Genomic DNA, 19,963 nt, shown 5'->3' on the forward strand with positions numbered 1-19,963 from the left:
TTCCGGGGTGGTCTGGCTGGTGGTCAGTTGTCGCTGGCGGCGAAGTGAGCCCAGGGCTGCTCGGGCAGGCCCTCGACGTCATCGTCATCAGCGGCGGCAGTCTGTTCGTGCAGTTCCATAGCGACTTGGATGATGGATCGGGTCTGGCGGACGGCCAGCGCGAACCAGGCGTCCAGCTCGTCGCTGCTGGAGCCGAATGGGAACGGGTTGACCTGCAGGACCGAGCGCAGCGCCCCGCGTGCCCGCGTGTTGGAGTTGTCGTTCCACGCCAGGGTTCCCACGAGGACTTCCTGGCCGGACTCGATGACCTTGGCGAACGTCTGCGTCAGAGCCCGCACGCTGGACCGGTTGATGGTCTGGTCGGCCGATGCGAGTGTCTCGTAGGCGAGTTCGGTGGTGCCGATGACGCCGGCGACGGCGTAGCTGTTGGGGTTGATCTGACCGCGGGCGAACTCGTCCCAAGGCTTGGTGCCGATGAAGCGGGTCTTGGTCTCCATGATCGTGTCCTTCTCGGGGGTTTGGTCGGTGGCGTGCCTGCCACCTTCTGAGTAGGCGGCATCGGGGGACGCTTGCTCACGGGGAGCGGGAGCGTCGGTATGGGCGATGGTGTGGTCGCGGGCGTCGATGGCTGGCACGGCCCGGTCGGACTGCCTGAATCCGGCCTCCTGGGCGGCTGGACACAGGTTCACCAGGGGGCACCAACCGCACAGTGGGCTGGCCTTGGTCTCGAACGCGGCGTCGCGGAAGCAGGTGGCGAAGGTGTCCCAACTGTCGGCGAAGTCAGAGAGCGTCTCGCGCATCCGTGGCTTGGACAGGGCGACGTTCTTGTGGACGGCGTGGCGGGTGTAGAGCAAGCCGGCTCGCTCGGGCTGGACGCCGTCGCGCACGCGCAGTGCCTCGCTGTAGAGACGGAGCTGGTCGCCGTGCTTGTCGCCGTAGCGGCCGATGTTCTTGGGGACCTTGCCGGTCTTGGTGTCGTCGATGCCGATGCCGCCGTCGGTGGCGATGATCCGGTCGATCTTGCCGAAGAACGGGACTCCGGCGACCTCGACGTCGGTGACGGTCTGCTCGGTGGCGACGATCTTGACCTCGTGGGGGTTCTCGAGCTCGAAGTAGCCCAGGTAGGCGGCGCGGACTTCGGCGATCCACTCGGTCTTGAGGTTCTCGTCGTTGGAGTCGTCGAAGTGCTGGTCGGCCAGGGAACGCAGCAGACCCATGGCCCGTAGCCTCGTGCGGGCGTCGGCGGGCAGGTTCCACAGGTGCTCCAGCACCGAGTGAGCGGCGGTACCGAGCTCAGCGGGACCGAAGAGATCGGGTTCGGCGCGGACGTGCTTCTCGAAGATCCACCGAGCCGCGCAGCCCTGCATCGCCTCGGCGGTTGATGGCGACAGATAGTCGCGGCGCTGCGCGTCGAGGGCCTGCGAGTCGGCGACCGCGAGTCGGTCGCCGTCCCAGGCGAATGCCTGCAACAGGCTGTCCAGGTTGTCTCCGACGAGGATGCTCACAATGCCTCTATGCCCGCTGCTGGCGACCAGTCGGCGATTTCGGGGACGGATCGACCCAGCCGGGAAGGTGTTCGACCGAGGCGGGCGAACGCCAGGTGGTGGTCCCGTCGGCGTAGCGCAGGTGCAGTCCCCAGCTGGTGTAGGTGAGCACGCCTACACCAGCTGGATCGGCGAATCCGCACCTGATCTCCAACGCTGGCGGCAGCCTGCCGCGCGGTGAGTCCGCCGTCGGGCTCAGACATCGCACAGCCCCCTGCGGACGGCGACGCCGAGCCGGGACTCGTTGCCGTCGTGTTCGGCCGCCTCAAGCAGCGATTCCTCCCACTGGTCGTCGTGAATCCAGATGAGGTGGCTCATGTGTCGTGAAGCCATCACGCACAGGCGGCCGGGTGAGAGTTGGTGCGACCCGGCCTTAGGGTGCCCGAGCATGGGGTCCAGAGCGATCACCGCATGCCACTGGCCGCCTTGCAGCGAGTCGGCTGTCCCGACTGTGACACCGTCGTGGTCGGCCTCGGCGAGCAGCGCCTTGAGGGTGGTCTCCTGATCGTTGTGAGAGACCACCACGGCGACGTCATCTTCGGTGAGGTCGTGCCGTTCGTCTGGAGTGATGACGGAAGTGGCGAGTAGCCGCGCGACTTCGTCGACAACCGTTCGCAGCAGCGGCAGGTCTGCGGGGACGGCGGCTGGGGCGACCTTCTTCGGTCGGATCTCTGGCAGCACCCTGCCCTTGGGGCCGACGAGATGCCGGTCGGGGCGTCGACTGGAGAAGCCAAACCCGTACAGGGGTGCGATCACGTCGGTGGTGTGCTGGCCGAGGCGGTAGGTGGCATCCATACGCAGGACCACAGCACCGTCGACGTCCGCGAACACCTCGGGAGCGCGGCGGTGCGGTCGCAGTCGCGCCTGATCCAAGATGCGGGTATCCGACCGGACCACGGGCCCGATCTGGCCGGGGTCGCCGACCAGCAGGACGCTCTGAGCGTTGGCCGCGGCTGCGGCTGCGTCAGCGAAGGTCGACTGGTAAGACTCGTCGAAGATCATCACGTCGAAGGCCGGCTCGGCGTTGGGGTCCTCGCCGCGCTGGCGCTGGGCGAAGGAGGCCACCGTGTTGACGGTGACCGTGCGGGTGACCTCGGAGGCCTGAATCGGCTTGAGCACGCCGGTCGGCGGCTCGATCCCCTGTAGACCCAGGACGACTCGGGGACGGCCGGGGGAGTCGCCGGTGCGCTCGTCGATCGTGGCAGCGATCCGCCTGGCCACCTCGATCGCACCGTTGCGCGTCGGGGTGGCCACGACGACCGCCAGTGTCGTGCGATCGAGCAGGGTCGCGGTGACGTCGGCCAGCAGCGTGGTCTTGCCCGACCCTGGAGGTGAGTCGACGATGGTCACCGGCGTGCCGATCCAGGTCTCGTACAGGGCTCGGGCGAGCACGGATCCCGGTTCCAGCCCGGTCCCAGCCTTGACGGTTTCGGCGGGCTTGATGGTCGCGGCGCTGTCGACTGGTTCGAGGCCGAGGTCGGTGAGGTCGATCATGCATTCTGAGTAGGCGGCATCGGGCGAGGTTCGCTCATTCGCCCGATGGGGCGCCGGCGAGAGCGACGTCCAGCGGCACGTCACGCCGAACCCGGCCCGGCTGGGTCCGATCCGACCAGCGAGCGGTTGAGCGGTTCATGCCGCCGGTGAAGGGCTCCTTGGCCACCAGATAGCGCCCCTCCCTCAGCCGCCGATTCTCGCCAAGAAGTAGGTGAATGGACTCGTCGGCGGCGACGTCGACCTTCTCCAGACTGCTCCGGCAGTGCGCCCCGCTGTTCGGGTCGAGCGGGTTGAGCAGGAGCCGGGAGCGAAGCTTGTGCGAGAAGATGCCTTCCTCCACGCTGGCGCGGCGGAGCGTCAACCTCCCGTCGTCGTCTCGGGCACGTGCGGACCCGATGTCGATGATGTTGGTGGACCGCGCGATGACGTTGCGTTCGGCGAGTTGCCGGTCGAGCGCGGTGATCGCCTCGACGAGGTCGGTGTACTGTTCGGCGTTCTTGAAGGCGGCGCAACTTGCCGACAGGGAGCGCCACTGGCCGGCGGCCATGCCCCACGCCTCAGCGCGCGCGAGGGCTGAGACCATCGAGAAGGTGGGGGTCTCGTCGTAGGCGAACTCGCCGAACAGTCGCCGGATCGTGGTCGGGCGATCGGCTTGGACGTTGAAGGCTTGAGCCCACTGGTTCAGCTTCGTCTCGTCGCGTCCTTGCGGCAGCCACCACAGGTGGGTGAGCAGGTCGGTGAGGATCGGGTACATCGTCGACAACCCCAGGGACTGCACGAAGGCGAAGCGTGCCCGCGGCTGCCCGTCGAGTCGGGTCATGGTCCGGGCGAACGACGCCCGGTTGGCGAAGACGATGCGGTTGGGGCAGTAGGGGTCGTGCTCGACGAGCATCGGGTCGTCGCCACGTAGTGCTCGGCCACCATCGCCTGTGTCGATGAGCAGCCGGCGACCTTCCAGCCACACCACTGCCGCGGGTTCGGAGACGGTGACGCTGGACCGGCGGCCGTTGGGCTGTTCGCGGGCGTGCTTGATGGGCCCGTGGAAGCGATTCGACATGCGCCCGATTGGCCGCCCCTGACGGGCAGCCTGGTCGCGCTGCTGCTCGTCGTAGGCGGCGAGCGCAGCCGCGGCCTGGGACCTCGCCGCCGCTGTCGTCTCATCGTTGCTCATACCTCCTAGGTAAGCGGCGCCAGCACAGCCTTGCTCAGCTGCATTGAGCAACCTCGACGGTGTGCCGCCTACCTAGGAGGTATGAGCATCACGGTTCGGCCGCTGAGCCGCGAGGAGGCCAATGACCTGCAGGCGTGGCGGTCCATCGCCCTGGAGCGGATGCCCTACATGGCGAGCATCCTGTTCGCGTTGCGACCGGTCAGCGCCCCCGGTCTGGGGACGTTCGGCGTCGATGAGGGCCTGAGGCTATACATCGACTTCGCAGCGGTCCGCGATCGAGGACTCACCTACTGCGCCGAATCGCTGCTGCACGAGGCCTCGCACGTGCTGCAGCAGCACCCCGAGGCGGCAAGGGAGTGTTCGGTCACCGACTCCCAACGGCAGATCTTCAACGTCGCGGCTGACTGCGCGATCAACGACGACCTGATCGAGGCCGGGTGCACATCGTTCTCCACGGGCGTCGATCCCACGCCGGACAACATCGGTGCCCCGGCGAACCAGACGCCGCACTTCTACTTCCACCACCTGCTCTCCAAGATTCCCCCGCCGCCTGACCCGGCTCCGGGCGAGGCAGGCGGTCCTTCGACTGCCGGTGAGGGCTCCGGTCAGGCGGCGCCGTTCAAAGGCTGCGGGTCAGGCTCCGGCGGCGAACCCGCACCAGGTGAGATGGGTGCCGGCGACGATCTAGGCGGCGACGCGCCGGCTGCCTCGGACGCGGAGAAGGCGACCATCAGCGTCGCGGTGGCCGCTGACGTGCGCGAGTACGTCGCCAAGGGCCACGGCACCGTCCCGGCGGGGATGTCCGCGCTGGTGGAGCAGGCGTTCGCGCCGTCCAAGACGCCGTGGCAGCGTGTGCTGCGCACCATGATCCAGCGAGGTCTGCGCTCGCGGATGGGCTACTTCGACACCGACAGCCGTCGTCCGCACCGCCGCCGCCGCGCGACGCCCACCCTCAATGCGGCCGGGCGGGAGGTCGGGCAGTTCGTGATGCCGAGCATGTGCGAGCCGGTTCCTGCCGTCGAGTTGATCCGCGACACATCGGGCTCGATGTCCACGGCCGACTTGACGGCAGTGGTGCGTGAGGTCGAGGCGATCCCCAAGAACCTCGGAATCCGTGGACGCGACCTGACGGTCACCGACGTTGACGCTCAGGTGCATGCGTCGAGGGCGTACACCGGCGCTGAGTCGATCGCCGAGGTCACCGGGCGAGGCGGCACGAACATGGTGGTCGGAATCGAGGCCGCGTGGAAGCGCCGCAGGGATCAGCCGTCCGTCGTGGTGGTGGCCACCGATGGGCTCACGGATTGGCCCGACGCGCGTGGCCCGGTGCCGGTGGTCGCCGCGATCGTCACCACCCCCGGGGCGTTCGAGCAGATCGCTGCCCGGGTGCCCTCGTTCATCACGGCCGTTCACGTCGAACCCGAATCTGTCTGACCCTGGTCCTAGCGTGGCCGCCAACGCCCAAAGGCGAGGCAGATCCCAGGCGCGCAAGGCTCCGCGACCTCACCGGCCTGGCCTGGCGCCCCGTCGATCCGACGCAGCCGGACCTGAGCGAGTCGCCTGGGATCGGATGGTCGCCGTCGCCGTCGCCGTCGCCGTCGCCGGCACCTGGCGAAACTGATCCTGGCATCACCCGTCGCGTCGCTGAAAGACCCGCTCAGCGAGCCTGGTGGCGCGGCGGGTGGCCGCCTTGTTGCCGCGCCGATGCGTCCGCTTGGGCGCTTCGAACGCGTCGACGGGGCACCGGTGACCGTTCGTTTCGACGTACACCCGTCCGCAGCTGCCGCAGTCACCGACCTGCACGCCCTTGCCGCTGCCCTTGAGCAGCTTGTTCACCACGCGACCCGGTGAAGCGGCTCCACGCACCGACTCGTAGGTGTTCCGGTCGACCTGGTAGCCGTAGACGTCGCCGCGAGAGGTCTTCATGACCATGGCCGACTGCGACTGGTCGTAGCCGACCGCTGACACCCAGGTGGAGGTGACCTGGTTGAGCTCGGCGCCGTTGGAGGCCAGCCGTGCGCGGTGGCGGTCTAGCAGCGAGCCGACGCTGCGCAGAGCTGCCCGTGGCCGGCGTGCCTCGAGGACGGTCGCGACGCTCTCGGAGATCTTCGCGTTCGTCGCCGGGTCCATGAAGGGTGCCGAGACCGACCACGATGCCGGACCGGTCTTGGTTACGGCCGCCCACCCTGAGTGGCTGCGGCCGGTTTCGTCATCAGTGACTGAGACAGGCAGCAGGAAAGTCCCCTGGACCTCGTTGGCGTACTCCTTGGTCTTGGTCGCCGACGGCATCCGCACGGCCACTCCAGCACCCTGGTACAGCTGGCGGTTCACTCGCCGACGGCCACTGAGAGCTCGGCCGCTGCTGGCGGAGCCGTAGTCGTCGGGCATCTGCGGGAACTCACGGGGCGCGTTGTGCTCGGCACCGATGAAGTGCTGGTCCCAATACTGGGCGATCCGATCAGTTGAGCGAGGATCGTCGGCCGCCGGCATGAAAACCGGCGGCACGTAGCCACCGGCTCGCAGCGCCTCGGCCCGTCCCGAAAGGGTCGCATCGGCGAGCAGGTGGACGTCGTCGGAGGCGTGGTCGTAGGTGTCCCACTGTCCGCCGGACGGGACACCCTTGGGCTGACGGGGTTGTGGTGCGCTGCTGCTCATACCCGCTAGGTACGCGGGGCCGTCAGGACACCGCTTTCACGCCGCGGCAGACGACCATGCTCCGGTGTGCTGGAACAGGTCGGAGAACGCCTGCCGTGCGCTGCGAGGCACCGTGGCGCCGTCGGGCATCGCTGCCATGAGAGAGCGCATCCCCGCCATGGCAACGTCGGCCTTGGATGCCTCGGCACACGCGATGAGGGCTTCGATCCCAGCGGTCCACGACTTCTCGTCGCCTCGCAGCACCGCCAAGCCGCTGACGGCGCTCACCAGTGCGAACAACTTGTCGGGGCGCTCGTGTGACCAGTCCACGATCGTCGGGTCGGCCAGCACCGCCTCGGGGTCGGCGAGGTCGGCGGTGTGCAGCCACGCCATGAACTCGTTAGCGGTTCCTTCGCCGAGAAGTCCGATCGCGGTCAGGCGGATCGCGACGTCGTCGGTTCGGTCGAGTCGACCCATCACGCGGGCGAGGTTGTGCCACGACCGACGAGACGCCCAGCCGTAGGCGGCGTCGTCACCCTTGGGGACGCCTGGTTCGCGCATGTCGGGACGGTGGGCTAGGAACCCGGTGACCTTCTGGGCCGCTGCGGCCTGCTCGGCGGCGGTGCCTGGTGAGGTCAGGTCACGCAGGGGGTGCACTGGCATGGCGGAGAAGTTCGACGCCAGACCTTCCAGCCACTCATCGGACGATGACTCCCAGGTCAAGTGGAGGAAGCGGTTCGCTGTCGGTGGATCCAGAGCCCAGCCGTCCACGGCGACGTCGGGAGGGTTCGCGGCTGCGATCACCGACACGCTGTCGTTGAGGCGGTGCTCGCCGACGTGCCGCTCCTGCAGGATGCGCAGCATCGCCTTCTGCACGCTTGGGGGCGAGGTGCTGAACTCGTCGAGGAACAGCAGGGCGCGCTCGGCGCCGTTGACCTTGGTCAGCCAGGACAGGGGCGGATACTCCACGACGCCATCGACGATGTGCGGCATGCCGAGGAAGTCGCCGGGCTCTCGGTAGGAGCCGACGATCGTCTCGCAGTACATGCCCCAATGTGCGGCGTGCGCCTCGATGGTCGCGGTCTTTCCGATGCCCGGGGGTCCCCAGAGCAGGGCGGGGACGCGGGACTCGATGCATGCGGCGAGGACGCGCATCTGCGGGGTCGAGGTGGCCATCGGTTCCTCCTGAACGGCTGTGTGCTCTCCCCCTCTAGGTAGGCGGCAGCCGACGAGGTTCGCTCAGGCTCGATTGCGCCCACGCAGCGTTGGTGGAACCGTCAGCTGGTCGCTGCCGGTTCGTTGGTCGACGCGTCGATGCCGAGTACCTGCAGCAGACGTCGCGCGTCGGCGGTGTCGTGAGCGTGCTCGATCACCGTGAGCTGTGCCGCCCTGACGGTTTCCGGGTCGGCGGCCAACGCAGGCGGGTAGCCGCCGGCTGGCGTCTGGCTGGTTCGGGAGGCGAGAGCCATGGTGAACCTCAGGCATTCTCGTGGACGAAGAACTCCAGGACACCGACGTTCGCCAGGGTCCGCATGAAGGTTGCTTCGTCGCTGGGGTCCAGCCACAGCACGTTGCCGGCGATCGGGGTGCGCGCGGTGAACGGTGCATAGTCGGTGGCGATCAGCACGAGCGGCGGTTCACCGTCCCAGCGCAGGTGGGTCTCGGCGTCGACGGGGATGGCGCGGTTACCGAGCAGCAGGTTGAGGGTGTCCTCGTCCAGGTCGGTCAGGTCGAGCTTGTCGCTGCGGACGGACTCGGAGACGAAGGCTCGCTGCAGGTCGTTCGCGGTCGCGACTGCGGTCTGGTAGCGCGCCACCAGGGCGCTGTCGTGGTCGTCGGGGTAACCGGGGATCACCTGCGCGACGAGCTCGGTGACGGAGTCCGACAACAGGATCGTGGCGCTGTCGGGGTCGTCGCCGGCGACGAGGGCGAATGGCCATGCGGTTTCATCCTCGCGCTGCGGGAGGCTGTCGGAGGGCCACGGAGCGGTGAGTACGGTCATGGCTTCTCCTATGCCGCGAGAGCGATGTCAGTCGACAGTTTCCCTCTCGACCTTCGCGGCCAGCAGGCTTACGCAGTGTCCTTCGCGACCTCATGACGGGCTCGGTTGGCGCGCTCGAACCCGGTGACGACGCTGCCGTCTGGGTTCTCGTCCCAGGTGTCACCCAGCGCCCGGTAGACCTCTCGGGCCGGCCGGCCTGACGGTGCGCGTTCACCATCTCGCGGTCGCGGCCGGTCGTCGTCCTCGTCGAGCGACGGCATGAACCGGTCGATCTGCGCAGCGGTCGGCTCCGGCTGGGTCGTCGTCGGCAGGAGCATGTCCTCGACCACATCAGCCATCTCGCGCAGTGGCGTGTAGTAGGCCTTGAACACGACCGGACCCTCGCCCCACAGCGACGCCGTGCCCACGCCGCGGGAGGCGTCGGCGTCGGCTGCCACGTGGGCGGGAACGTACGGAACCTCCTTGGGGTTGGCGAAGACCTGTGAGCGGGAGGACTCGGGCTGGCTGGCCCCCATGAGCATGAAGTTGCCGAACTTGCCGCGCAGCGTCGGTCCGGCGCCGGTCTTCTCGTTGAGCATCTGGCTGGCCAGTGCCAGGCGCACGTTCACGAAGCGGGCCTTGGAGACGACGTCGTTGATGCCCTTGAGGAGCAGGTCCTTCGCGATGTTCGCTTCGTCAACCTCGAGCCGAAGCGGGTGGTCCTTGGGCAGTGACTTCAGCGGCGGGTCCTTCGGGACGATGAGGCTGAGCTCGTCGACGACGACCAGGATCGGGTTGAACCGGTCGCCGGCTGGCATCTCGAGCCAGTTGTTGAGGCCGAGGTCGCGGAGGGTCTTTGCTCGGCGGCGGATCTCGTCGTTGACCAGTCCGATCGCAGCGACTCGGGTCTGGGGGTCGGCGACGCCCCAGCCCCCGGGACGGACGTAGGGCTTGAACACTTCGTAGTCGCTGGCCTTGTCCTCTTCGTCGATGAGGACGAGCTCGCCGCGGTTGTTGAGGGTGTGGCGCATCGCTGCAGTGAGGACGACAGACTTGCCGCCCTTGGGGACGCCTCCGACGAGCAGGAAAGAGCTGTCGGCCCAGTTGACGCAGATCTCCCGTCCGACGTCGCCGCCGGCAGCGGCGAGCGCCCGGCCGACGGGGAAGATGTCGGGGCCAGCGGCCTCGATGCGGTCCGCCGGGGTGTCGATGGCCGCGGGGAAGGTCGGGGGTTCGGCGGGGATGATGTGGGCGGTCAGCTCGGCGACGTTGATGTCGACGTACCAGCCGTGGCGTCCCACGACTCCGGTCGCGACCTCGGTGAGCTTGTCGTCGTGCTTGCTGGGCATGTACGAGCGCGGAAGCTCGAGGTCGAATCCCCCGTCGGCACGGGATCGGACCTGGACCTCCCACGGCTTGACGCCGAGCGCGACCGCCGCCGCGCCGCGGCAGCGGATCTCGGCCTCGCTGAGCCGGGTGAGGGTGGCGCGGCCGAGGAACGGCTCGAACGACGTCATCTCGTAGCCGGGATTCTGGTCCGCTAGCTTCGCGGCTTGCTTGTCGCCGTCTGAGGGCTTCGTTCCGCGCGACAGGCCGACGTCGAGAACATCGGGGCGTTCTGCCTTGGTGACCTCGGTGACCGCGACGTGCCGGGACAGTGTCGCGACCTGGCCTTCCAGGTCGATGGAGTCGATCTCCCAGCCTTCGCCCTTGCTCTTGATGACCTTGGCCAGCAGGTTCGCGTGGTGGCGGTTCGGGTCGAACCCGGTGGGCAGGTTGACCTGAATCCGCTCGATTCCAGTGGGCACGGCAGTGCTCCTTCCCTCTACGGGGAAACATGCGCCAGACACTGCCCGGAACACGTGATGGCCGAAGGTGGCGTGCGGGGGTATCCGTACACGCTGGCTTAGCGGGACACCGGCAGGGTCGGATAATCGAAGTGCCCGAATAGCTCCATGCAGTTGAGGTGTGCGCGTCGTGTCCCAGCCGTCGCGGCATCGAGAACACAATGGAGAGGATGGTCTCGTTCGATCTCGTTAGGCACTGGACGCCGTACGGTGCTTACGTGCTGCACCTCTGCTCGCTTCCTCCCAGATGCACAGGTCCGCCGGAATAGATCGCACAGAACGCGCTTCCGAAAGATTGACGTGCAACCTTAGGAGGATCAGGCGCAGACCGTTCTGGTCGCCGCAGCGCCGGGCACGCCGCAGGGTGATCCTCTTCGTGGGCATGCGGCTCCGAGATGATGGGGTCCCAATCAGGGTTCTCAAGAACTGCAGCCCACACTTTGTGGTGCTGCCGGCCAGAGCCGAGCGTCCCTTGCCGCCTCGATCAGCTGCCTCGTGTTTAACCTCGGGTGAGAGATCGTTCGCCGCCGGCGCAGTCTCGACGAGTAGCTGCTGTTCCACAGTCGGCTTGCAGCCGACGGTGTGGCAGACGCGGAGGTTAGAAGTCAGGTGCTGCGGAGATGAGTTGGCGGGTGTAAGCGTTGTTGCGGTTCGTGAAGACCTCGCGAATGTTGCCTTGTTCTTGAACAAGCCCGTTGTTGAGGACGACGACGTGGTCGCAGAGCGTTTGCACCACGCTCAGGTCGTGAGAGATGAGGACGAGGGCTGTCCCTTGCCGTGTGGTGAGTGCATGGAGCAGGTTGATGATCCCAGCCTGGATCGAGACGTCGAGTCCCGAGACGGGTTCGTCGGCGACAAGGACTGTCGGCTCGGCGACAAGGGCGCGGGCGATCGCGATTCGCTGCGCTTGTCCTCCGCTGATATCACCGGGCCGCCGGGTTCCGAAGGTTGCTGGGTCCAAGCCCACCTCCTGAAGCATGCGGGCGGCGATTTTTCGCGCGACCGATGTTGATGTGCCTGCGATGCGCAGCGGTTCAGCCACGATGTCGATCAGCCGCCGTCTGGGATTGAGTGAGCCGATCGGGTCCTGGAAGATCATCCTCACGCCCCCCGGGCCGGAGCGCGTGACAGGCGCCATGCCGCGGACGGCTATTCGGCCCTTGGAGAGCGGGACCAGACCAGTGATTGCGCGGGCCAAGGAGCTTTTACCGGATCCGGATTCGCCGACGATGCCGCAGGCGCGGCCTTCGGGGACGTTGAAGGTGACGCCGCGGACGGCTTGGATCGTCTCGCGTCCGTGCCGGTAGGTGATGTGGGCATCGTCGACGGCGAGCAGGGTGGTCATGTGAGAGCCTCGACGCGATGGTGTGCCGAGCGGATGGGGAACCAGCACGCGACGGTGTGTCGCGGGTCGGCGTTCGCTTCCTCGGGCGGGCGGGACGTGGCGCAGTGGGCGTCAGCGACTCCGCACCGAGGTGCGAACGCGCATCCGCTGCGTGGGTGGAGAAGTTCGGGCAGCGTGCCGGTGATGTTCGGGAGCGGGGGACGCCGCGGGGCACTCAGGCGAGGAGTGCTGTCGATGAGCGCTCGGGTGTAGGGGTGTTCGGGCCGACTGAGGATGGTTTCGCTGGGTCCGGTCTCGACGATGCGTCCTGCGTACATGACGGCGATCCGGTCAGTTCGTCCGCTCAGCGCTGCGAGATCGTGACTGATGTGGATCATCGCCATTCCACGTTCTTTTCGGATGGCGTCGAGCAGGTCCAGTACCTGTTTCTGGACGGTTGCATCCAGTGCGGTGGTTGGTTCATCGGCGAGGAGCAGGCGTGGTTGAGTGGCTAGGGCGGCCGCGATTCCCACCCGTTGCCGCTGGCCACCAGAGAGCTGTGACGGGAAGCTCTCGGCCACGCGTTCCGGGTGGGGTATGCCAACGGACACCAGCAGTTCGAGTGCGAGGGCACGACGAGCCGGGCGGGATCGTCGAACACCAGGGGGCGCGCCTTCGGTGATCTGGCGCCCGACGCGAACAACGGGGTTGAGGGTCGAGGATGGGTCCTGGAAGATCATGCCCATGGCGCGGCTCGCCGACGATCGCCACCGCTTTTTCTCCAACGAGGTCAGCAGCTCGCCGTCGAAGCTGATTGACCCATCGATCGTGGCGTGGGCGTTTCGTGCTGGCATGCCCATGATGACTCGGGCGAGGACGGATTTGCCGGAGCCGGACTCTCCGACGATGCCAAGGCTTTCCCCCTCGCCGAGGGTGAGTTCAACGCCTTCCAGGATGTGCCGCGACGGGGTGTTGGGTGTGTCGAATCGAACGCTGAGCGCTTCGACGCGCAGGAGTGCGGGGGACGTGGGCTGCATTACGGTCGTCCTTTCGTCAGGGTCTGACCCAGCACGTTGACCGAGAGCACGGTGGCGCACAAGGTGAGAGCGGGGATGCCGGTGATCCAGGGGGCGGTGGCGAAGTGGTTGCGTCCTTCGGCGATGAGGCTGCCCCAGGAAGGGATGGGTGGTTGGAGGCCGAACCCGAGGAAGCTGAGCGAGCCTTCGACAACGATCGAGGCGGTGATGGCGACGAACGAGTATGCGCCGATGCTTGGCAGCACGTTGGGGATGATCTCGGTGATCATGATCCGGGGAGGTTTGGCGCCATTGATCTGGGCGGCCTTGACGTAGTCGCGCTCGCGCACCGTGATGGTCGCGGCTCGCGCCAATCTCGCGAAGGCGGGGATCGATAGGCCGCCGATCAGCAGTCCGATCGTCCAGTAGCCGGCTCCGGCGAGCGAGACGATCGCCATTATCAGGATCAGCGCGGGGAACGCCAGGATCAGGTCGGTCAGGACCCCGACAAGTCCGTCTACGATTCCTCGGAGGTAGCCGGCGAGCACCCCGAGGAGCCCGCCCACGACAAGACCGAATGCCACGGTCATCGATGCGACGATCAGGGATGATCGGGCACCCGCGAGGGTCCGGGCGAAGATGTCCCGCCCGACCGCATCGGTACCGAGCCAGTGTGCGCTGCTGGGCGGTTCCAGGGTCGCTGTGAACTCTGCGTGGAGAGGATCCAGACCAGGTAAGACGCTGGAAGAGACTGCGCCGAGGATGATCAGTACGATCCAGGTGACCGCCAATGAGACGCCGAGGCGGTCCACCGGCGACCTGCGTCGCGGTCGAGGGCCGATCAGTGCCGTGGGCGTGACGCTCTGCTCAGCGGGATACATGGCGGGTCCTCGGGTCGACGAAGGCGTAGACGACGTCAACGGCGATACTCGCGACGACGACGGCGAGGCCGGAGAAGATGATGACCGCTTCGATGACCGGGAAGTCCCTGGTCTCGATGGCGGTCATGGCCAGTTGTCCCATCCCGGGGATGGCGAAGATGGACTCGATCAGGATTGAGCCTCCGAAGGCGAGTCCGAGGGTCAGGCCGACGATCGTCAACGCTGAGAAGCTTGAGGGCCGCAGAGCGCGAGTAAGCAATAACCGAGGAACGCTCATTCTCCGTGATTCCGCAGCGAGGATGTAGGGCTGCTCGAGTGTTTCGATGAGGTCCGCGCGCAGAAGCCGGACGAGGACAGCTGATTCTGCAAGTCCGGTCGCGAACACCGGCAGGATGAGATGCCGGAGGTGTCCGAGGGGGTCGCTCGAGATGTCCCGCCATCCAGTCGCGGGTAAGACTCCCAGTGCCACGGCGAAGATGGCGATCAGTCCGAGCGCGAGGATGAACGGTGGTGTGGCGATCATGACAAAGGCCAGCAGGGTGCCGAACCGGTCGATGCTCCGGCCAGGCTTCCATGCGGAGGCCATCGCCAGGGGGAGGGCGATCGCGATCGCGACGATCTGGCTAGCGATCAGCAGCTCAAGGGTGACAGGCAGACGTTGTGCGATCTCGCCCGCGACCGGTCGACCCGTCACCAGCGAGGTCCCGAGGTCACCGGCGGCGGCATTCCAGACCCAGTTCCACAGCCGCACAGGTGGAGGGTCCTCGAGGTCGAGATCGGCAAGGAAGGTCGCGATCCGCTCCGGAGTCGCCTCCGGGCCGAGTACGACAAGTGCCGGGTTACCTGTGAGCAGCATCGGCAGGCTCATGGTGACGAGCCCTAGGAGCACGAGGACAGTCGTCGCTCGTGCTCCTCGGATGATCCAGATGTGAGTCAACCGCTGAGCCCCAGTTCCGAGGCGAGGATGGAGATCACACTGCGGTCACTCAGGTCGGGGATCCCACCGACTTCACTGGTGGCGGCGAAGCCGGATGGGCTCTCGGTGTAGAAGAGGATCGGCGCTTCGTCGACGACGATCTGTGCCGCCTCGCCGTACAGGTCGCCACGTTCATCCTGGTCGATCGTCGAAGCGGCTTGCGAGATGAGGTCGGTGACTTCGGGATTGTCGTAACCGGCGAAGTTGCCCGACGCTTCCCTGGGGAAGATGCCGCGCATCGCGCTATCTGTGTTTCCGTAGGCCGAAGTGAAGAACTCAATCGCCTCGAACTCGCGGCTGAACATTCGGGTGTCCATGGTCGCGGCATCAACGGTGTCGATCGTCATCTCAATACCGACGTCACTGAGCATCTGTTGTATCGCGACAGCACGCTGAGCGGATTGCGGTCGAGCGTCTGTCGTGTAGCTGAAGGACACTGGCTGCCCATAGTCGGCGAGCAGCGTTCGAGCACGTTCAGGGTCGAACTCCGGGTACTCGGTCTCGACCGCGTAGGGGGAGCTTGAACCGATCGGACCGACGGAGATGTTCCCGACGCCTTGGTCGGCCACATCGAGTAGGACCTCTCGGTCGATCGCGGCCTGGACCGCCTGCCTGACCCGGATGTCGTCGAATGGTGCGCTTTGGGTGTTCAGGAACGCCGTCGCAGTCGACGAGTTGGCCGTCGCTGTCGTCAGGCCGTCGGCCTGCGCTTGTGCGATCAGGTTGGCTGTGTTGAGCCAGGCCATGTCGATGGTGCCCGACGACAAGCTCTGATATCTCGAGTCTGTGTCGGGGAGGAACCGCAGGACCAGCTCATCCAGAAGCGCCGGATCGCCGTGATACTCAGGGTTGGGAGTTAGCGTCACTGAGGCGCCCGGGTCGGTCGCCTCAACCACGAACGCGCCCGCGCCCAACGGTTCGGCATCTCCTTCGGGAACGGTTGCGATCATGCCGAGTCCACGGGTGAGATTCCGGTCGAAGGCCACGTCGGCAGCTTCGAGCGTGAACTGAACGGTGACCGCATCGGTGGCCTCGGTGCCGGTGATTTGTGCAGCCATCGGTTGGCATTCGCACGTCGAGTCCGGGTCAGCCATTCGCTCAAAGTGGGCGATCACTGCGGTGGCGTCCAGGGGCGAGCCGTCCGAAAAGGTCAGCGAGGGTGTCAGTTTCAACGTCCACGTGAGGAGGTCGTCGGTGGTGATCGATTCGGCGAGTCTGGGAACGAGTTCGCCACCAGGGCCGTCGATGAACAACGGCTCGTAGATGGCGTTTCCCACGATCAACGTCGACTGGTGGGCGACCAGGTTGTCCATTGGGTCGAGCGAGGTGAGGTCAGTGTCAAGGCCGATCGTGATCGACCCGCCAGAGACCAGCTCACTGCTGTCGGAACTGGGACCAGAACATGCCGACAGCGCTACCGCGGCGGAGAGTGCCAGCACCGCGCCTGTGATAGACCTTCTTCTATTCATCCGAGGTTGCCTTTCAGTTCTGTACTCAGCGCGGATGCTGGGATGATTCGTTCGCGGAGTGACTCGGTGATCGCACCGAGGCGCTCAGAGTGGAGATGCGGTGCCAGGTACCGGCGAGACCCTCCGCAGTCGGCCAGGAAGTCCAGCGCCTGCTCGATGTCTGAAGCTCGGCAGGTCATGTCGTAACCGGCGAGGACTCGTTCGCCGGGACTGTCGGGTTGCCTGCTGATCGTGGAGGCTTGGTCGTCGTTCGTGCGCAAGTAGTCCTCGACAATGACGTCCCGACGGGCACCGACGAGATCAAGAATGAGTGCGATGAGCACCCCCGTACGGTCCCGTCCTCCCTGGCAGGTGATCACCACGTGACCGTGCATTTCTGTGATGGCTTCGAGCACGGCACCGAACTGGGCGGCAGCACTATCCAGCATCTCCACATACAAGTCGCCGAAGGAGAGATCGCCGCGGACCAGCCTCTCGAGCACGCTCCTCGTGCGGGCACGATTCAACGGTGTGTCCGTGCCAACGAGAGGGACGAGACTCGTGGGCAGCTCTTTGGCGGGCGAATCCCGAGGGTCCAGCAGCCGCTCCTCGTCGGTCCGCAGATCCAGCCACGTGAGCGAACGCGGACACGCCGCAAGCTCCTGCCGCGTCGCCAAGGAGAGCGCTGCGGCACGATAGAGAATGCTCGGGCCATCGGTGATGTTCGGATCACGCGGCACCGTCAACTGCACCGGTCGCCAGTTAGGAGGAAGGCATGTCGCGTAGAGCATGCCGACATACTTGCAAAGTGGCAGGACTGCCAGTTTCCTAGAGGATGAACGGACTATGAACGTTGACGGAGCCGTCCAGCTCGGGCGGCGAGAGCAGAACAAGGCCGAGACTAGGTTGGCGATCCAGAGAGCCGCGGTCGAGTTGTTCGAGGAACGCGGCTACGACCAGACGACAGTCGACGACATCGCCCGACGGGCCGAGGTGGCACCCCGCACCTTCTTCCGCTACTTCCCCAGCAAGGAGCTCACTCTCTTCAGCGACGATGTGTCAGAACGCCTTGCCACCCTCATCGCAAGGGCTCCGGCGCACCTTTCCCCGCTAGATACTCTCGAACTGTGTCTGGCGCAGCTGATGGAAGATGATCCTTCCGACTTGGACCGTCGCCGACAAAGCCTCCGTCGCCAACTCAGTGAACAGCCCGGCGTCACCCGCCAGTTCGCACACGTTCAGAACCTCATCGCCGAGCGAACGCGAGTTGCATTCCTCGACCGCCTCCAGCACACCGGCGAACCTCACCCCGAGCTGATGGCTGATGCGATCGTAGCTATCCAGCTCGGTCTCGCCCTCACATTCACCGATGGTGAACCGGATCAGCGTGAGATCGTTCGACACTGGTTCGATGCCGTCCGAGCTGTCATTGGACAACGGTAGAGCCACCGGGCAGGGTCGGATGATCGAAGTGCCGGAATCGCTCTGGTGTGAGGGGTCGCATGCGTGTCAGGTGCGCGTCGGCGGCCTCGGTGGTGGGGCTATCTCGGGATGGCGGCGTAGGTGCACCAGGAGGCTCCGGCTAGTGCGGCCCAGCGGGTGGCGGCGCCGATGCTGATCCCGATGGTGGCGGCGAACACCGCGGGTGGGGTGGTCGAGGCGAGGTGCAGCAGGGCGGTGTTTTTGCTGGTTCTGGCGGTGATGCCGAGGGTCTGCATCCGTCGCATCAGAGAGGCGGGGTTGAGGTGGGTGCCGGCGTTCTTGCCGGTGAACAGCCATCGGGAGTCGGCCAGTGTGCTGGCGGTGCCGAAGGGCTTGGCGAGCGGCAGCGCCGTCACGAGATCGTCCAGGGGCGGGATGAGCAGTAGCGGCTCGGGGCCGAGGGTGAGGTAGGTGCCTGCGTCACCGATGTCGATGTCGCTGGTGGTCAGGGCGACGATCTTGGCGACGGGCTGGGCGTAGAGCAGAATCAGGCAGGCTGCGGCGCGGTCCTCGATGCTCGCCGCGTCGGGGGCGTGCAGGAGCTGTCGGGCCAGCGCGAGCTGGGTGTCGGGGTCGATGTGATGGTCGGGGTCCTTGTTCGGGACGGGATCGGGGAGCCGGATTCGGGGAAGGTGGCCGCCGTGTTTGAGCCAGCGGATGAAGGTCAGGCGTCGGGTGCGGTCGGTGCCCAGCCATGCGTCGACGCGGGCCTGAGGACAGTGTTCGAGGTCGTGACCGTCGGCGGTGAGGTGTTCGAGGAAGTTTTTGGCGGTCTGGATGTCGCCGCGGCATCGTCCGGCGACGGCCGGTGAGATGTGGCCGTGGCGGTTGGTCTTGGCTCGGCCGACGACGTGCCAGCGGGCGTAGCGGGTGAGCACGCCGCGCAGTTCGGGATCGGCGATGTCGGCGGCGGCCTCGTCTGCGTAGCGGTGCAGGCGGGCGGCGTTCTCGTCACGTGGTGGGAGTGCTCCGGTGGCGATGAGCATGGAGCGCAGGTAGGTGACCGAGTAGACCTGCGGTCGCGCGTCGAGAGCATCGTGGGACAGCTCGAGTCGTCCTTGGGCGATCTCGATCAGCAGGTTCAAGCTGGCGAGGTGGTGCCAGTTGGTCAGCAGCGATCGCGGCTGTTGGAGCTCGGTCAGGGCGTCGCGGACGGGCTTGAGCTCGTGGCGGATCGTCCCATCGGGGCCGGTGAGGGCGGCGTCGATCTGGGCGGCGGCCTGGCAGCCGAAGCAGCGGGGCCGGCCGTGGTGGGTGGTCCGCCGGCCGAGAGCCTGCTGTCCGCAGACGGAGCAGTCGATGACCGGCGCCTGGTAACAGGTCGGGCAGACGTCCGGTGTCGTGTCGGTGGCGCGCAGGGCGACCCGTTTGAGCCTGCCGCAGATGCCGCAGGGCCGCCTGGGATGCCGATAGCAGCGGACGCAGAGGTCTCGTGATCCGTCGCGTTTGCCGCCGGCCCTGGTGGCGAGCGGGCCGATGGTGCCGCACTCGTCGCAGACATCGTCGCTGGTGCGGGTTCGGTTGTAGCAGGTGGTGCAGATCGCGCCGCCGTCGTCGGTGCGGGCGTTGACCCGGCGGTCTTGCCCGCAGCCGGTGCAGGTTTCGGTCGGGGCGCGTCTGGCCCGGCACGAACGGCAGTATCGGCGGCCGTCGACGACCGACTGCTTCAGCGAGCCGGGACGTCCGCAACCTTCGCAGGGCTCTTGCGGTCGGGCGCGTTCGTGGCAGCGTGAGCAGATCGGCGCCCCGTCCGGGGCGCGGCCTTTGATGCGCTGGCCCTCACGGCCGCAGCCGCCGCAGGTCGCGGTATGCAGCCGGTTGTAGCAGGTGGTGCAGATGCGCTCACCATCGCCGTGGGTGTGGAACAGGGTGCGGGGCCGGGAACAGAGGGCGCACGAGGGCGAGACCAGTCCGGTGACGCCGGCGTCGATGGCGGCGTAGAGGAACTCGCCGACGACCTTGCGCATCCTGGACCCGCCAGCGGTGAGCAGCCCCGGATGGGCGACCAGGTGCTTGACCAGCTGCGACCTCGCGGCCGGGGCAGCCGCGACACGGGCCAGCAGCTCCTCGACCAACTCGCCGCTCACGCTGGCGTCGACGGTGCGCAGCAGCTCGGTGACCGCGGTCCGCTGAGCCTCACGCTTGGCGGCCAGGCGGGCGGCGGC

At 66.8% G+C, this 19,963-nt stretch carries 17 protein-coding genes; 2 read left to right on the forward strand and 15 right to left on the reverse strand.

Features of this window, described 5'->3' with window-relative positions:
- Positions 1 to 23 precede the first annotated feature (23 nt).
- The 3 genes from ACEVFP_RS14090 to ACEVFP_RS14100 all read right to left on the reverse strand — a co-directional run bounded on the left by ACEVFP_RS14090 (position 24) and on the right by ACEVFP_RS14100 (position 4,209).
- Positions 24 to 1,505, reverse strand: coding sequence for a RecB family exonuclease (locus ACEVFP_RS14090; RefSeq protein ID WP_375000087.1), 1,482 nt, complete (start codon positions 1,503 to 1,505; stop codon positions 24 to 26).
- A gap of 234 nt (positions 1,506 to 1,739) precedes the next feature.
- Entirely contained in the window at positions 1,740 to 3,038 is a 1,299-nt protein-coding gene (locus ACEVFP_RS14095) for an AAA family ATPase (RefSeq protein ID WP_375000088.1), read from the reverse strand.
- A 34-nt stretch (positions 3,039 to 3,072) separates the two neighbouring features.
- Positions 3,073 to 4,209, reverse strand: coding sequence for a hypothetical protein (locus tag ACEVFP_RS14100; RefSeq protein ID WP_375000089.1), 1,137 nt, complete (start codon positions 4,207 to 4,209; stop codon positions 3,073 to 3,075).
- 81 nt (positions 4,210 to 4,290) lie between these two features.
- Here ACEVFP_RS14100 and ACEVFP_RS14105 point away from each other — a divergent pair, with 81 nt between their 5' ends.
- Positions 4,291 to 5,643: a VWA-like domain-containing protein gene (locus ACEVFP_RS14105; RefSeq protein ID WP_375000090.1), complete on the forward strand. Its 1,353-nt coding sequence runs from the start codon at positions 4,291 to 4,293 to the stop codon at positions 5,641 to 5,643.
- Positions 5,644 to 5,838: 195 nt separating this feature from the next.
- Here the strand turns inward: ACEVFP_RS14105 and ACEVFP_RS14110 are convergent, their stop codons facing one another.
- From ACEVFP_RS14110 to ACEVFP_RS14160, 11 genes are all read right to left on the reverse strand, one after another.
- A complete protein-coding gene (locus ACEVFP_RS14110; RefSeq protein ID WP_375000091.1) occupies positions 5,839 to 6,864 on the reverse strand; it encodes a hypothetical protein in 1,026 nt (341 codons plus the stop codon).
- Between the two features lie 36 nt (positions 6,865 to 6,900).
- Entirely contained in the window at positions 6,901 to 8,019 is a 1,119-nt protein-coding gene (locus tag ACEVFP_RS14115; protein ID WP_375000092.1) for an ATP-binding protein, read from the reverse strand.
- Between the two features lie 101 nt (positions 8,020 to 8,120).
- The gene (locus tag ACEVFP_RS14120) at positions 8,121 to 8,312 is read right to left on the reverse strand and encodes a hypothetical protein (protein WP_375000093.1); all 192 of its coding nucleotides are present in this window, start codon (positions 8,310 to 8,312) and stop codon (positions 8,121 to 8,123) included.
- 8 nt (positions 8,313 to 8,320) lie between these two features.
- Positions 8,321 to 8,845, reverse strand: a complete 525-nt coding sequence (locus ACEVFP_RS14125; RefSeq protein ID WP_375000094.1) for a hypothetical protein — start codon at positions 8,843 to 8,845, stop codon at positions 8,321 to 8,323.
- Between the two features lie 68 nt (positions 8,846 to 8,913).
- On the reverse strand, positions 8,914 to 10,632 hold the full coding sequence (locus tag ACEVFP_RS14130) for a hypothetical protein (protein ID WP_375000095.1): 1,719 nt from the start codon (positions 10,630 to 10,632) through the stop codon (positions 8,914 to 8,916).
- Between the two features lie 637 nt (positions 10,633 to 11,269).
- On the reverse strand, positions 11,270 to 12,016 hold the full coding sequence (locus ACEVFP_RS14135; protein WP_322480282.1) for a dipeptide/oligopeptide/nickel ABC transporter ATP-binding protein: 747 nt from the start codon (positions 12,014 to 12,016) through the stop codon (positions 11,270 to 11,272).
- Positions 12,013 to 13,032 carry an ABC transporter ATP-binding protein gene (locus tag ACEVFP_RS14140; RefSeq protein ID WP_322480283.1) on the reverse strand — a complete coding sequence of 340 codons (1,020 nt, stop codon included), beginning with the start codon at positions 13,030 to 13,032 and terminating at the stop codon, positions 12,013 to 12,015. The genes ACEVFP_RS14135 and ACEVFP_RS14140 overlap by 4 nt, the downstream gene beginning before the upstream one ends.
- Positions 13,032 to 13,601, reverse strand: a complete 570-nt coding sequence (locus ACEVFP_RS14145) for an ABC transporter permease (RefSeq protein ID WP_322480284.1) — start codon at positions 13,599 to 13,601, stop codon at positions 13,032 to 13,034. The genes ACEVFP_RS14140 and ACEVFP_RS14145 overlap by 1 nt, the downstream gene beginning before the upstream one ends.
- 277 nt (positions 13,602 to 13,878) lie before the next feature.
- Positions 13,879 to 14,829 carry an ABC transporter permease gene (locus ACEVFP_RS14150; protein WP_322480285.1) on the reverse strand — a complete coding sequence of 317 codons (951 nt, stop codon included), beginning with the start codon at positions 14,827 to 14,829 and terminating at the stop codon, positions 13,879 to 13,881.
- Positions 14,826 to 16,307, reverse strand: a complete 1,482-nt coding sequence (locus ACEVFP_RS14155; protein WP_322480286.1) for an ABC transporter substrate-binding protein — start codon at positions 16,305 to 16,307, stop codon at positions 14,826 to 14,828. Before ACEVFP_RS14155 ends, ACEVFP_RS14150 begins: the two co-directional genes overlap by 4 nt.
- Positions 16,308 to 16,333: 26 nt before the next feature.
- Positions 16,334 to 17,107 carry a tyrosine-protein phosphatase gene (locus ACEVFP_RS14160; protein ID WP_322480287.1) on the reverse strand — a complete coding sequence of 258 codons (774 nt, stop codon included), beginning with the start codon at positions 17,105 to 17,107 and terminating at the stop codon, positions 16,334 to 16,336.
- Between the two features lie 55 nt (positions 17,108 to 17,162).
- Here ACEVFP_RS14160 and ACEVFP_RS14165 point away from each other — a divergent pair, with 55 nt between their 5' ends.
- Positions 17,163 to 17,759, forward strand: a complete 597-nt coding sequence (locus ACEVFP_RS14165) for a TetR family transcriptional regulator (protein WP_322480288.1) — start codon at positions 17,163 to 17,165, stop codon at positions 17,757 to 17,759.
- A 98-nt stretch (positions 17,760 to 17,857) separates the two neighbouring features.
- On the opposite strand, the gene ACEVFP_RS14170 is transcribed toward ACEVFP_RS14165, so the two are convergent.
- Entirely contained in the window at positions 17,858 to 19,885 is a 2,028-nt protein-coding gene (locus ACEVFP_RS14170) for a hypothetical protein (RefSeq protein ID WP_322480289.1), read from the reverse strand.
- Between the last annotated feature and the right edge of the window lie 78 nt (positions 19,886 to 19,963).

The sequence above is a fragment of the Aeromicrobium sp. CTD01-1L150 genome (genome assembly GCF_041951745.1).
In the GTDB taxonomy this organism is placed as follows: Bacteria; Actinomycetota; Actinomycetes; order Propionibacteriales; family Nocardioidaceae; genus Aeromicrobium.